At 71.1% G+C, this 13,839-nt stretch carries 11 protein-coding genes; 6 read left to right on the plus strand and 5 right to left on the minus strand.

The genetic code is table 11. The annotated features are described in order from the left end of the window. The first annotated feature begins 342 nt into the window (after window positions 1–342). The 4 genes from ACFE67_RS10080 (at window position 343) to ACFE67_RS10095 (ending at window position 4,013) form a co-directional block, all read left to right on the plus strand. Window positions 343–1,434, plus strand: coding sequence for an XdhC family protein (locus tag ACFE67_RS10080; RefSeq protein ID WP_375406744.1), 1,092 nt, complete (start codon window positions 343–345; stop codon window positions 1,432–1,434). A 140-nt stretch (window positions 1,435–1,574) separates the two neighbouring features. Next, on the plus strand, window positions 1,575–2,501 hold the full coding sequence (locus ACFE67_RS10085; protein WP_375406745.1) for a helix-turn-helix transcriptional regulator: 927 nt from the start codon (window positions 1,575–1,577) through the stop codon (window positions 2,499–2,501). A gap of 128 nt (window positions 2,502–2,629) precedes the next feature. Then, complete coding sequence (locus ACFE67_RS10090) at window positions 2,630–2,857, plus strand: hypothetical protein (protein WP_375406746.1); 228 nt, start codon at window positions 2,630–2,632, stop codon at window positions 2,855–2,857. A 196-nt stretch (window positions 2,858–3,053) separates the two neighbouring features. Then, window positions 3,054–4,013 (plus strand): ferritin-like domain-containing protein, encoded by a 960-nt coding sequence (locus ACFE67_RS10095; RefSeq protein WP_375406747.1) that lies wholly within the window; start codon window positions 3,054–3,056, stop codon window positions 4,011–4,013. A 61-nt stretch (window positions 4,014–4,074) separates the two neighbouring features. On the opposite strand, the gene ACFE67_RS10100 is transcribed toward ACFE67_RS10095, so the two are convergent. After that, window positions 4,075–4,731 carry a hypothetical protein gene (locus ACFE67_RS10100; RefSeq protein ID WP_375406748.1) on the minus strand — a complete coding sequence of 219 codons (657 nt, stop codon included), beginning with the start codon at window positions 4,729–4,731 and terminating at the stop codon, window positions 4,075–4,077. 55 nt (window positions 4,732–4,786) lie between these two features. Continuing rightward, entirely contained in the window at window positions 4,787–5,842 is a 1,056-nt protein-coding gene (locus tag ACFE67_RS10105; protein ID WP_375406749.1) for an amidase domain-containing protein, read from the minus strand. A 200-nt stretch (window positions 5,843–6,042) separates the two neighbouring features. Between ACFE67_RS10105 and ACFE67_RS10110 the strand changes: the two genes are divergently transcribed. Continuing rightward, complete coding sequence (locus tag ACFE67_RS10110) at window positions 6,043–7,293, plus strand: LCP family protein (protein ID WP_375406750.1); 1,251 nt, start codon at window positions 6,043–6,045, stop codon at window positions 7,291–7,293. Further along, on the plus strand, window positions 7,290–8,411 hold the full coding sequence (locus ACFE67_RS10115; RefSeq protein ID WP_375406751.1) for a glycerate kinase: 1,122 nt from the start codon (window positions 7,290–7,292) through the stop codon (window positions 8,409–8,411). Before ACFE67_RS10110 ends, ACFE67_RS10115 begins: the two co-directional genes overlap by 4 nt. 53 nt (window positions 8,412–8,464) lie before the next feature. Here ACFE67_RS10115 and ACFE67_RS10120 read toward each other — a convergent pair whose 3' ends face one another. From ACFE67_RS10120 to ACFE67_RS10130, 3 genes are all read right to left on the minus strand, one after another. Further along, window positions 8,465–10,477, minus strand: a complete 2,013-nt coding sequence (locus tag ACFE67_RS10120) for an acyl-CoA dehydrogenase family protein (protein ID WP_375406752.1) — start codon at window positions 10,475–10,477, stop codon at window positions 8,465–8,467. 152 nt (window positions 10,478–10,629) lie between these two features. Next, window positions 10,630–11,520 (minus strand): DNA-methyltransferase, encoded by an 891-nt coding sequence (locus tag ACFE67_RS10125; RefSeq protein ID WP_375406753.1) that lies wholly within the window; start codon window positions 11,518–11,520, stop codon window positions 10,630–10,632. An 84-nt stretch (window positions 11,521–11,604) separates the two neighbouring features. Beyond that, a complete protein-coding gene (locus ACFE67_RS10130; protein ID WP_375406754.1) occupies window positions 11,605–13,608 on the minus strand; it encodes a DHA2 family efflux MFS transporter permease subunit in 2,004 nt (667 codons plus the stop codon). Window positions 13,609–13,839 lie beyond the last annotated feature (231 nt).

Genomic DNA, 13,839 nt, shown 5'->3' on the forward strand with positions numbered 1-13,839 from the left:
CATTAGTGTTCTGCATATCGGGCAGCTTCCAGCTGGGGGGTTGGAATTGAGGCCTGATTGGCTACGGAGACGCCGCTGCGACTGGTTGGGGGACCGGTCGCATGCGGCGTTTTCCGTTTCTCCCGCGGAATGCGTGTCGAAAGCGGACGACGCGGGTCCGCGTCGGGTATCGCGGTGATCAGAAGTTATCACGACAGAGGACAGACAGATCTGTCTGTCCTCGCATTCCGTGTCCCCAGTTCGGGATCGGCTGAATTCCCTTTCCCTCTACCGCGGTGCTCGTCTCGCTGCGCTGCGCCCGGCGTCATACGCCCGTAACTCCGATGACGGCAGGATCGGTGGATGCTCGAGCTCGCCGACCGACTGCTGCCGCTCGTGGCGGCCGGGTCGCGGGTCGCCGCGGCGACCTCCATCGACGTGATCGGCAGCGCGCCGCATCTGGCCGGCACGTCGATGGCCGTGACGGCCGACGGTCGGGTGCTGGGGTCGGTGTCCGGCGGCTGCGTGGAGGATGCGGCGATGCGGGACTGCGTCGCGCTGCTCGACGACGGTGTGCCGAGGGTCCGCCGGTTCGGGTTCGGCGACACGGCCGCGGCGCGGGCAGGGCTCGCGTGCGGCGGAGAGCTCGACGTGCTCGTCCACCCGGTCGCCGGCACACCGGTCACGGCCGAGCTGCGCAACGTCGTCGAGGGTCGGGCGGCGGCCGTCGCGCTGGTGACGGCCGGTCCGATCGGGATCATCGGCACGACCGTCACCACGTCGACCACCGATCTGCTCGCGCCCCTCGTCCCCGGTCTGAATCCGGCCCTCCTGCTCGCGGCGATCGAGGGCCGCCGCGACTCGGGGCGCTCCGGTCCCGTCGAGGTCGGGTGCGGAGCGCTGACCCTTCGACTGTTCGTCGACGTGGTCGCGCCGGCCAGGCGCATGGTCATCGGCGGTGCCACCGAGACGGCGGCGGCGCTCGCCGCGGCAGCCGCCGCGCTCGGGTACCGCGTGACCGTGTGCGACCCGAGACCGGCGTTCGCCCGGCCGGATCGGTTCCCGGCGGCGGACGAGGTGCTGACCGTTCGTGTGCACGACGTGCTGCGGACCGCGGACCTGTCTGCACGCGACGCCGTCTGCCTCCTGAGCCACGACGAGGACCTCGATCCGCTCGCGCTCGCGGTCGCGCTCGAATCACCCGCCGGATACGTCGGTGCGCTCGGCTCGCGCAGCACCGCCCGCCGTCGACGGCACCGGCTGGCTGCGCTCGGGGTGCCCGATCCGATGATCGGGCGTCTCCACTCGCCGATCGGTCTGGACGTCGGGGCGCGCACGCCGGCCGAGGTCGCCGTGGCCGTGCTGGGCGAGGTGCTCGCGGTGCGGAACGGGCTGGAGGCGCGACCGCTGCACGTGGGGAGCGGGCCCATCCACCGCGGGGCGACCGTTCGCTAGTCTCCGGTCGAGGACGGCACCACACCGAGTCATCGAGCGCTCCGAACCCTCGGTGACTCGGAGGTTCGATGCAGCGCCAGGAAAGAGCGGGATCAGTGGCCGTCGGCCCGCAGGAGGTCCGCGAGACTACCGGACGGGTCGTGGTCTCGACCCACGACCGTGTCGAGGCGGCCAGGCTGCTGCGACGCAGCTACCCCCGGATCGTGCTGGAGGTCGGCGGCGGGGACGGGCCGTTCGTGTTCCGCCACAGCACCGTCGGTGACGGTCGCATCTGGAGCAGCGAGTTGATGCTGACCGGCCCGGCCCGGGTCACCGGCTCGTTCGAGGAGGGCACGGTCGCGGTCGGCGAGGTGCTGTCCGGCCGGTTCTCGGGGGAGTACGCGCGGACCCGCATCGACTCGGCGCAGCCCTTCCTCCGGCCGACGGGCCCCGCGCGGCTCGCGATCGACGACGTGCACCTGCGGACGACGGCATTCGACGCCGACGCGTTCCATCAGGCGGCGGAGCGGTACGACCGCGAAGGCTCGCGGAGGCGGCTGTCCCGCAGTACGCCGGGCTCACCCTCGGCCGCAGCGGCCTGGTCCTGGACCGCCGCGCACATCCAGCGGACCATGCGAGACCCGCACACGCTCGACAACCCGATCGTCGCCGGTGAGCTGTTCGACCTCGCGGTCCGAACCCTGCTCGCCTGCTTCGCCGAGTACTCCGCCGACGGAGACGGGGAGAGCCTCGCGGCGTCGCCCAAGGCGGTGCGTCGCGCCGTCGCATACCTGGAGGAGCATGCACTCGACGCGGTGACGGTGCCCGACGTCGCAGCTGCCGCCAGGATCTCGGTCCGGTCGCTGCAGGCGCTGTTCCAGCGGCACCTGGGGGTCAGCCCGGTCGAGCACCTCCACGCGATCCGGCTCGAAGCCGCGCGCCGTGACCTGCTGGCCGGGGCCGGCGAGGATGCGACGGTACGAGCGGTCGCGGAGCGCTGGGGCTTCGGCAACAGCGGCAGGTTCGCGCGGCTCTACCAGTGTCGGTTCGGCGAGCGGCCGAGCGACACCCTGCGCGCGCACCGCTGACACCGCCGATCGAGCGGATGCGGAGCGGATCGGGGCGATCCGACGCCGGAGGGTGAGACCCTTCTCGGGAAGGCCCGTTCGACGCGGCTCCACCGACCGGAGCCCACGGGCGGAAGGAGCGCCGACGCATGGACATCTCGCTGAACCCGACGGCCCTGCTGTACGGGGTGCTCGCCGTCATTACCGCGGGGTTCGGCGTGGGGATGCTCGTGTGGCAGACCGGCGCGACGCAGCGCACGTTCGCGAACCGCCGCGGGATGCTGATCGGCGGCGTCCTGCTGATCATCGTCGGCGGAGTCGTGCTCCTGACGCAGATCTGGGCGATCGTCAACAACTCCTACGGCACGATCCGCTGAATCGCCGGCCGGGTCCAGTGGGCCCGGGTGCGATGCCGGACAGCCCGATCGCGCGGATTCGAACCCAAGAGGCTGTGAGTGCCATCCGATCGGGGCGGCCGCACCGTACTTTCCAGCAGCGTCGCAAACCCTGCGACGTCGACGACGCGGCCGATCACGACGGCGTCGGACCACCCGACTCCATCAGGAGAGTTCCTTGTACGAGAAGAACTTCATCAGTCAGGCCGTCAAGCGTTCTGCGACGACCGACGTCGATCGTCGCAAGCTGTTCGCGATGCTTGGTGTCGCCGGCGCAGGTGCCGCTGCGGCGACCGTGATCGGTGGCGGCGCGGCGAACGCGGCCCCGGCCGATGCGACCAGCGACGCGACCGACGCGGCTGTACTGAACTTCGCTCTGAACCTCGAGTACCTCGAGGCCGAGTTCTACCTCCGCGCCGTCACCGGCGAGGGCCTGGACAGCAAGGACTCGAGCGGCACCGTCGGCACCTACGGCACGGTCTCCGGCGGCCACGCGGTCCCGTTCAAGTCGAAGACGATCGCGAAGTACGCCCGTGAGATCGCCCGCGACGAGCGCGAGCACGTGCGCTTCCTCCGGGGTGCGCTCGGTGCCTCCGCGGTGGCGCGTCCGAAGATCGCGCTCGACGCGGCCTTCACCGCCGCCATGATCGCGGCCGGCGTGATCAAGAAGGGCCAGAAGTTCGACGCGTTCGCGAACGACACGAACTTCCTGCTCGCCGCGTTCATCTTCGAGGACGTCGGAGTCACGGCGTACAAGGGCGGCGCCGGTCTGATCTCGAACAAGACCTACCTGGACGCCGCTGCCGGCATCCTGGCGGTCGAGGCGTACCACGCCGGTGCCGTGCGCACCGTCCTGTACGGCGAGGCGGAGAAGAACCACGCCATCTACGGCATCGTGCAGAAGATCTCCGACGCGCGCGACTCCCTCGACGGCAAGGGCGACGACGACCAGGGCATCACGAGCAAGGCGAACCCGTCCAACCTGGTTCCGACGGACAAGAACGGCATCGCCTACGGCCGTACGCCCGGCCACGTGCTGAACATCGTCTACCTGACTCCCGAGACGAACGCGACCAAGGGTGGCTTCTACCCGAACGGTGTCAACGGCGCGGTCAACTCGACCAGCTTCGGTAACTGACCTCGCGTCTCACCAGCAGGGCCCCGGTCGTCGACCGGGGCCCTGTCTCGTCGTGGCCAGCTCAGTCCTCGTCGCCCGTGCGGCCCGCTCGGGGCGTCCTGGGGAGCGGCTCGGTGCGGTCGGACTCCAGCAGCGGAGCGAAGAGCCGGTCGATCGCGGAGTCGCGATCCACCGGACCCGGTGCGGACGTCTCCGGGGCCGGAGTCGGGGTGCGGCGGGGCGTCGGTCGCGGGGCTCGAGGCGTGCGGGCCCGCGGTGTCGCGCGCGGCGCGGGCGGCGTCTTCACGGACAGGACCTCCGTCACCGTCTCCGATGTCTCGGCGGCTGGTGTCTCGACGGGTGGTGTCTCGACCGCCGATGACGGATCGTCGGCGGTCACCCATCGTGGAGCGGCCTCGACGGCGTGCTCCTGCGCCGAGCCGGTCGCTGCCGGCTCCGTGATCGGGGTCGCCGGTGCGGGCACCGGTCGCGGCGCACGCTTCGCGCGCCGCGCGGGGCTGACGAGTGCCTCCTGCTGCTCGGGAGCCCGTCGGCGAAGGCGCGCCCATGCACGGACGACTCCGGCTCGCCGGTCGACGCCGTTCCGCTCCAGCAGCAGGTCGAGCGCGAGCAGGACGAGCAGGAGCAGCAGCACCACGACGATCACGAGGGCGAGCAGCGCGAGCACGGTGAGCGCCGCGACGACGACGCCGAGGACGATGGACAGAAGCGGAGGCACGGCGCGCCAGTATGCCCCGCCGGCCGGACACCCGCCTCCCGGGCCCGTCCCGCAGCTACTTGAGCAGGTGGAAGAACTGGATCTTCAGCGTCGAGCCCGTGATCTTCCGCGCTGCGTAGTAGCTGGCGAGGCCGGTCGTGCCGCCGCCGTACTGCCGGTTCAGCGTGTGCGCCACGTAGTAGATGTCGTGGCGGCCGTTCGGCAGCACGACGACCTTCGACACGATGCCGGTGTGCTCCCACGAGGTGTACGACTTCGAATGGCCGGGCCAGCGGAACTGCACCACGTCGCCGACGGTCACCGCGTCGCGCTGCGCGTAGGTGAGCTTCGTCGCGAGATCGGGGCGCTTCTTCAGCCAGGTGCTGAGCGCGGTCGACGACACCCACGTCCCGCTCCAGTCGCCCGGGCCGTAGTTGAACCACTGCGCTGAGCGCTTCCAGCCCCGCGCGAGCAGCGTCTGACTCGCGAAGTTGGCGCAGTCGTTGCCGCTGAGGTAGCCGAAGGTGCTGTTCGAGAAGACGTTCCAGTACGTGAACGCGTACGCCATCTCCCGGTCGAGCCGGTCGGCGACCTTGTACTGGAACGTCAGACCGGTCGCGCGCGGCCGCGCGTCGGACTTCGCGGTGAGCGTGACGACCGCCGTCTTCGGCTGGTAGTCGATCGCGTTCGGCAGCACGAAGCGGGCCTGGGTGTCCGAGAGCACGACGAGGTTCGTCACGGCGACGCCGGCCACCTGCACGCCGGCGAGGTTCCAGAACCGGCTACCGGTGATCACCGCGGTGCGGGAGTAGGCGGTGTGCCCGCTCGTCTTGCTCAGCGCCGTCGCAGCCGGCAGCGGCACGACCGGCGTCGGCGTGGGGGTCGGCGTCGGTGTCGGTGTCGGTGTGGGCGTCAGCACCGGGCCCGGAGTCGGCGGGGCCGGGGTCGGCGAGGCCGTGGTGGTCGGCGTGGGCGCGACCGGCGGTGTGGGCACCGAGGTGGCGGAGGCGGTCGGCGTCGGCGTCGGGATCGCGGTGACGGCGCCGGCCGAGCTGGCACCGCCGAGTGCGGCCACCGTGACCACCAGAGTGGAGGCGAGTACGGAGGTGAAGGTCGTCGTTCGAGCAGTCATCGGCGGTGCCTGAGTCCCCAGTCGGTGATTTCCGAGCGAATCGATAAGGATCGACCCCTGTCCAGGGGAAACGCGATCGCTAGGATCCATCTCTTGGTGCTCGCTCGACGGTAGTTCAGGGGTGTCGGAACCTCGTCCCCCACTGTGAGGTGCACGCGTCGGGCAGCAGGGCGCACACGGCGCACGGAAGGAGTCGAGCGATGGCAGCACGGAAGCGGTCTCCGCTCGCGCGCCACGGGCGACTCCCCTCGCCCGGGCTGATCGGTTCGGTGCTGCGCGTCCTCGCCATCGGTCTGTGCGTGATGCTCGTCGCCGGCGTCAGTCTCGGGGCGATCGCGTACCAGCGGCTGGTCGCCAACGTCGCCGACCACACCGTCGCGCTGCCGGGCGACAGCCCCACGGACATCCCCGAGATCGGCGCCTACTCCGGCACGGTCAACCTGCTGCTCGTGGGCAGTGACACCAGGAACGGCCAGCAGGGGAAGTACGGGGCGAACCCGGGCAGCACCTTGAACGACGTGAACATCCTGATCCACATCAGCGAGGACCACACCAAGGCGACGGTGATCAGCTTCCCGCGCGACCTCTACATCACGAGGCCGAGCTGCACGAACCCCTCCGACACCTCGCAGACGCTGCCTGCGGCGACCGGCGTGAAGATCAACAGCATCCTCGAGTACGGCGGACTCGGCTGCGTCCGGGACGCCGTCGCCGACAGCACCGGCATGGCGATCCCGTTCGCCGCGCTGATCACCTTCGACGGCGTCGTGGAGATGTCGAACGCGGTCGGCGGCGTGCAGGTCTGCGTCGCGCAGGCCATCGACGACGACTACACCGGCCTGCACCTCTCGAAGGGCGAGCACACGCTGAAGGGCACGACCGCGCTCGAGTTCCTCCGCACGCGGCACGGCGTCGGCGACGGCAGCGACGTGACCCGGATCAGCTCGCAGCAGGTGTTCCTCTCGTCACTGGTCCGCACGATCAAGAGCAACTCCACGTTGAGCGACGTCACGAAGCTCTACGGGCTCGCGACCGCGGCGACGGAGAGCATGAGCCTCTCCTCGGGGCTCGCGAACGTCGACACGATGGTCTCCATCGGCCGTGCGGTCGCGAGCATCCCGCTCGCCCAGTTCGTGCTCGTCCAGTACCCGACGACGCTCTACGGCGACGGGCTGGTGCCGAACGATGCGAGCGCGACGACGCTGATCGACGCGGTGAAGGCCGACAAGACCCTGAAGCTCGCGACGAAGCAGACGGGCGCGACCTCGGGCTCCGGCTCCGTGACGCAGAGCACGCCCGGCCCGACCCCCTCCGCGAGCCCCACGACCAGCCCCACGAGCAGCCCCACGTCGTCCTCTTCCAGCGGCACCGTCGACCTGCCGAGCACCGTGGTCGGGCAGACGGTGGACCAGCAGACCTGCTCGGTCGGAAACGATCTCGGGAGACGATGACTGCCGCCCGATCGACGGAGGGACGGCAGGCCGCCCCGATGCGCGTCGTGATCGCTGTGGACTCCTTCAAGGGGACGATCGACGCGCCGGAGGCGTCGGCGGCGGTCGCGACGGGCTGGCGATCGATGCGCCCGGACGACGCGGTCGTGGAGGTCCCGATGGCGGACGGCGGGGAGGGCACGCTCGACGCCCTCGCCGCGGCGGTGCCCGGCTCGGTGCGCATCGACGTCCGGGTCGCCGGACCCGACGACCGGGCGGTCGACGCGCAGTTCCTCCGCCTGCCCGGCGGCGTCGCTGTCGTCGAGCTCGCCTCGACGAGCGGCATCACGCTGCTCGACCCGCTGCGGCCGCTCACCGCGCACACGAGGGGGTTCGGTACGGCGATCCGAGCCGCGCTGGACAGCGGGGCGACGGGCCTGCTGCTGGCGATCGGCGGCAGCGCATCGACGGACGGCGGTGCCGGTGCGCTCCGCGAGCTCGGCGCGCGGCTGCTCGACGCGGACGGGAGGGACATCCCCGACGGCGGAGCGGGACTGCTCCGACTCGCCGCGGTGGACGTCGAGACGCTCGTCCCGCTGCCGCCCGGCGGTGTCCGCGTACTGACCGACGTCGTGAACCCGCTGCTGGGTCCCGGCGGTGCTGCTGCCGTGTACGGGCCGCAGAAGGGCGCTTCACCGGGCGAGGTCCTGGTCCTGGAGACCGGACTTGCGCGGCTCGCCGCGCTACTGCCGGCCGACCACGCGACTCCGGGCGCCGGCGCTGCGGGAGGGACGGGCTTCGGCCTGCTGGCGTGGGGCGCGACCCTCGTGTCCGGTGCCGCGGCAGTGGCCGATGGCGCAGGGCTGCCGGCCGCGGTCGCCGCCGCGGACCTCGTGATCACCGGCGAGGGCCGGTTCGACGGCCAGTCCACGCAGGGCAAGGTGCCGGAGGCGGTCCGCGCCCTGGCGGCCGCCGAAGGCGTGCCGGTGGTGCTCGTCGCGGGCGCGATCGGCGCGGACCCGATCGGGTTCGCGTCGGCCGTCTCGCTCACCGACCTGGTCGGCCGGGCCGCGTCGTTCGCCGATCCCGCCGCCGCACTCCGGAAGGCCGGCGCCCACCTCGCGATGCGGGTTTCATAAATCCGGGGATCCCACCGCAGCGCGGTCGGATCCCCGGATAGATGAAGGAGCGCTCAGCGGGCGGCGGCTGCCTCCGCCTGGCGGTCCGCCTCGGCGCCGGAGGCGATCGCGGCACGCAGGTGGCCCTGCTCGTAGCCGAACGCCGCCGCGAGGTCGAGCGCGTGGGGCCGCATGCGGCGCACGAGGGCGTCCAGCAGTCGGGTGACCGCCTTCGCCCGCGACACGCTCAGACGACGGCGCACGAGGTACCAGCCGAGCTCCCGCTCGATGACCTGCATCGCGAAGACGTCGCGGACCAGCGCGAGCACGGCCCTGGTCGGCGCGTGCGTCTCCCGCTCCACGGCGCGCGTGAAGGCGCGCCACTGGCGGAGGCGCGCGTCGGCCCGTGCCGCCTCGATCAGCGCGTGCTGGTGCTCGCCGAAGCGCGCAGCGAGCTGCTCCGCGGAGACGCCGGGAGCGGGACGAAGCGCCGGCGCGATCTCCGCGACGGCGACCTCGACGCGCTCGAGCAGGATCTGCTCCTGCACCGCAGGGTCGCGGAGGGCCCTGGCGGCGCCCGCGCCCGTACCGCCGTCCGCGATGCGCTGCGCGAGTGCGGTCACGCCCGCGGACGCTGCTGCCGCGCCGACGGCCTCGGTGGCGACGATGCGCGCCGCCCCTGCGGGCCCGGCCGTCGCGAGCCGCTTCCCGTACTGGGTGAGCAGCCGCTTGCCGACGAGCTGCAGCAGCACGGTGTTGTCGCCCTCGAACGTCGCGTAGACGTCGAGGTCGGCGTGCAGCTGGCCGAGGCGGTTCTCGGCGAGGAAGCCGGCGCCTCCGCACGCCTCCCGGCACTCCTGGATCGTGTCGAGCGCGTGCCAGGTCGCCTCGGCCTTCGCCGCGGCCGCGAAGTTCTCGAGTTCCTGCCGGGACTCGTCCGTGTCGTGCGCTCCCGTGAAGACCGCGTGGAAGTCGAGCAGCAGCTCGTCCTGCGTGTACGTCGCCGCGTAGACGCCCGCGAGCCGGGTGAGCAGCCGGCGCTGGTGCCGCGGGTAGTCCAGCAGCACCTCCTCCCGGCCGCTCCCGCCCACGAACTGCCGGCGCTCCTCGGCGTAGACGATCGCGGTCTGCAGCGCGATCTTCGCGCCGGCGTTCGCGGCGCCGGCGAGCGACACCCTGCCCTGCACGAGCGTGCCCAGCATCGTGAAGAAGCGTCGCCCCTGGCTCGCGATGGGGGAGGAGTACGTGCCGTCGGGCGCGACGTCGCCGTACCGGTTGAGCAGGTTGGCCCGCGGCACGCGGACTCCCGTGAAGTGCAATCGGCCGTTGTCGACGCCGTTCAGGCCGCTCTTCGATCCGTCGTCCTCGCCGCCGACGCCGGCCAGGAACGCGCCCGCGGCATCGCGGATCGGCGTGTAGAAGGCGTGCACGCCCTGGCGCTGGCCGGCCGTGACCAGCTGCGCGAACACGACCGCGGCGCGCGCGTCGACGGCGGCGTTGCCGATGTAGTCCTTCCACGCCGCCCGGAACGGCGTGTCGATGACGAACTCCTCGGTGGCCGGGTCGTACGTGGCGGTGGTGGCGATCGAGGCCACGTCCGATCCGTGCCCGGTCTCCGTCATCGCGAAGCCGCCGAAGGTCTGCAGCTCGATCGCGTCGGCCAGGAAGTGCTCGTGGTGGTACCGGGTGCCGAGGTGGAGGATCGCGGCGGCGAAGAGACCCCACTGCACGCCCGCCTTGATCTGCAGCGACGGGTCCGCCGTCACCAGCTCCTCGAACGCCACCAGATTGCCGCCGGCATCGCCGGAGCCGCCGTACTGCGCCGGGAACGGCAGCCGCACGGCGCCGCTGTCGAGCAGGACCTGCAGCTGCGCGGTCACCCGTGCGCGGTGATCGGCGACGAGGAGGCCGTCGCGGCGGTGCAGCGCCCGATCGAGGGTCCGGGCACGCGCCGCGAGCCGGACGTCCTTCCAGCTGCCCAGCAGCGCGTCGTGGATCCGGTCGAAGTCGGGCTCGTCCGCTCGGACGGAGGTCTGCCGTGCCCCCGTCGCTGTCACCGTCGTCCCGGTCACCGATTCCACCGCCATGTCGTGCTCCTGTCCGTTCGGTCCGGACGGTAATCCGGGAAGCCATGAGGACCGGAATCGCCTGGCGGGAACCGTCGGTGCTGGTCGGCGTTCCGCGCGGCCCGATAGTGCGACTCCTCCAACGCCGAGGGCCTGGGACTGTGGGCCGCCGCTCAGAAGTCGGGTGTGCCGGTGATGAGCACGCCGTCGCCGAGTCGCCGGCGCATGACGTCGACGGCGTCGGGGTTCTCGTCGATCAGGACGAAGCGGCGCCCGAGCGCGCGAGCCGCCTCACCGGTCGTGCCGCTGCCCGCGAACGGGTCGAGCACCCAGTCCCCCGCGGCGCTGCTGGCCGCGACGATGCGGCGCAGGATCCCGAGCGGTTTCTGCGTCGCGTATCCGGTCTTCTCCCGGCCGGTCGGCGACACGATCGTGTGCCACCAGACGTCGGTGGGCAGCTTGCCAATGGCCGCCTTCTCGGGAGGCACGAGCCCGGGGGCCATGTAGGGCTCACGGTCCACCTCCGCGGAGTCGAACAGGTAGTGCTCCGGGTCCTTGACGTAGACGAGGATCGTGTCGTGTTTGGCGGGCCACCGCCGCGTCGTCCGCGCGCCGTAGTCGTAGGCCCAGACGATCTCGTTCAGGAAGCACTCGCGGCCGAACAGGGCGTCGAGCAGCACCTTGGCGTAGTGCACCTCGCGCTGGTCGAGGTGGAGGTACAGCGTGCCGTCCTCGGCGAGCAGCCGCCACGCCTCCTCGAGACGTGGCTCGAGGAACGCCCAGTAGTCCGTGAACGCGTCGTCGTAGCGCGTGACGCTGCTCTTCACCACGTCGTACGGGCGCCCGTGGAATCCCATCCGGGTACCCCCGATCGGGTCGTGGCGCGTGATGGTCCCCTGCCGTCGCTGCTCCCGCCCCGAGTTGAACGGCGGATCGAGGTAGACGAGTCGGAACGCGCCGTCGGGCAGGCGTCGCAGGTGCGGGAGGTTGTCCCCCTTCAGCACCAGGTCGGGGCCGACGGGCGACCACGCGACCCGTGCGGCGGCGGGCACGTCCAGCGTCACGGCGCCACGGTAGATCACCGTTCGGACACCGCTCGAAGCGCCCGGCACCCAGAGGGTGCCGAGCGCTTCGACCTTCGGCTCGGCCTACCGGCGTCCCGCCGGCACTGCGCCGGTGTCGGCAGGGGCGGTGGTGCCGACGGCCGCCGCAGCGTTCGCCTCCGAGACCTCCAGCTTGCTCGCGGCCTCGTTGTCCGCCTGCTCCTGCAGGGCCGAGCGCTGACGCAGCGGCGGCACCTTGAAGAACAGGGCGATCACGAACGCAATCAGCAGAACCGCCAGGCCGACCCAGTAGATCTGCACCGCCGACACGTTGAACCCGGTCAGGAACGGCTTGGAGAGCCGCGGGTCGGCGCCCTTCAGGAAGGACGTGTCACTCGTCGCGCTGGTCGTCGACGAGGTCGAGGACCCCGAGCCCTGCTTGATCTGCGTGATGATCCCCGGGACGACCTGGTCCACGATCGCGCGCCGCTGCGTCGCGTTCGTGTAGTCGACCGTCAGCCTGCCGTCGACGACGCCGGCGTTCGCTTTCGCGGCCGCCTGCTCCAGCAGCACCGTCTGCTGCGCGGCGGAGGCCCCGCTGCTCGTGATGGCGGTGGTCGCGGTGTCCAGCTGGGCCTGCACCTGCGACTTGATCGGGTTCACGATCGGGTTCCAGAGCTGCTTCATGATCGCCGCGTTGCTCGCCTTGTCCGCCACCGAGGGGGTGAGCGCGGCGTCGACCGCAGAGGTCAGCGTGGCCTTGTCCCCGGTCGCGGTCAGGATGTTGCCCGGGAGGGAGGAGAACAGGACGGACAGGAGGATCGCGGTACCGAGGGTGCCGCCGATCTGACGGAAGAAGGTCGACGCGCTGGTCGCGACGCCCATGTCCTTCGGCTGCACCGAGTTCTGGCTGGCCAGCGTGAGGGTCTGCATCAGCTGGCCGAGCCCGAGGCCGATCAGGAACATGCCGATCATGAGGTACCAGAGCGGCTTGTCGATGGTCAGGGTCGTCATGAAGAAGAACCCGGCGGACGTGAACGCCGTCCCCGTGATGGGGAAGATGCGGTACTTGCCCGTGCGGGACACGATCTGACCGGAGGTGATCGCGGCGATCATCAGGCCGAGCACCATCGGCAGCGTGGCGAAGCCCGACGCGGTCGCCGAGAGCCCGGTGACGACCTGCAGGTACAGCGGCAGGGTCAGGAGCGCGCCGAACATGCCGAAGCCGACGAGCACGCCGAGGATCGTCGCCATCGAGAACACCCGGGAGCGGAAGAGCTTCAGCGGGATGATCGCGTCGTCCTTCATCAGCGTCTCCGCGATGAGGAACCCGATCAGTCCGAGGCCGCCGACCACGTAGCAGGCGATCGAGCCGGCCGAGCCCCAGCCCCAGGTGCGCCCCTGCTCGGCGACCAGCAGGAGCGGGACGAGCGTCGCGATGACGGCGGTCGCGCCCCACCAGTCGATGCGCACGCTGCGGGTCCCGAAGCGGGGCAGGTGCAGGAATGCGAGCACCATGAGCAGCGCTGCCGCGCCGATCGGCACGTTGATCAGGAACACCCAGCGCCAGCCCGTGATGAACAGGATCTGGGGCGCTCCGGAGAGCACCCCGCCGACCAGGGGGCCGATCACCGACGAGACGCCGAAGACCGCGAGGAAGTACCCCTGGTACTTGGCGCGCTCGCGGGGAGCGAGCATGTCGCCCATGATCGCGAGCGGCAGCGACATCAGACCGCCGGCGCCGATGCCCTGCACCGCGCGGAAGCCGGCGAGCATGAGCATGGAGGTCGAGAACGACGAGGCGAGCGAGCCGGCGACGAAGATGCTGATCGCGAAGATGATCAGCGGCCGACGGCCGAAGATGTCGCTGAGCTTGCCGTAGATCGGCGTCGCGATCGTGGAGGTGATCAGGTAGGCCGTGGTCACCCACGCCTGCTGGTCGAGGCCGTGCAGGTCGTCGCCGATCGTGCGGATGGCCGTACCGACGACCGTCTGATCCAGCGCGGAGAGGAACATGCCGGCCATCAGGCCGTAGATCACCAGCAGGATCTGCCGGTGGGACATCACAGCGCCGGTGGACGGCGCGGTTTGCGTGGCGGTCACGAACATCCTTCAGAACAGGAGCGGGAGCGCACCGATGACTGCGACGACGAACGCCACGGCCAGGCATCGATGCTTGCAGTGACTGCAAGATTACACCCCGTGCAAGATGAGTCCCTGCACGAGCTGTGAACGGCGTGCCGCCCCCCTCCACCCCGCTCGAGGAGCGCTTCGGCAGGACCCAGCACCATCAGCAGGTCTCAGCATGCTGCGGCGTCCTGCTGAACGTCCTGAGTCCTG

Origin of the sequence: uncultured Amnibacterium sp. (assembly GCF_964244015.1) — a bacterium.
Classification (GTDB): domain Bacteria; phylum Actinomycetota; class Actinomycetes; order Actinomycetales; family Microbacteriaceae; genus Amnibacterium.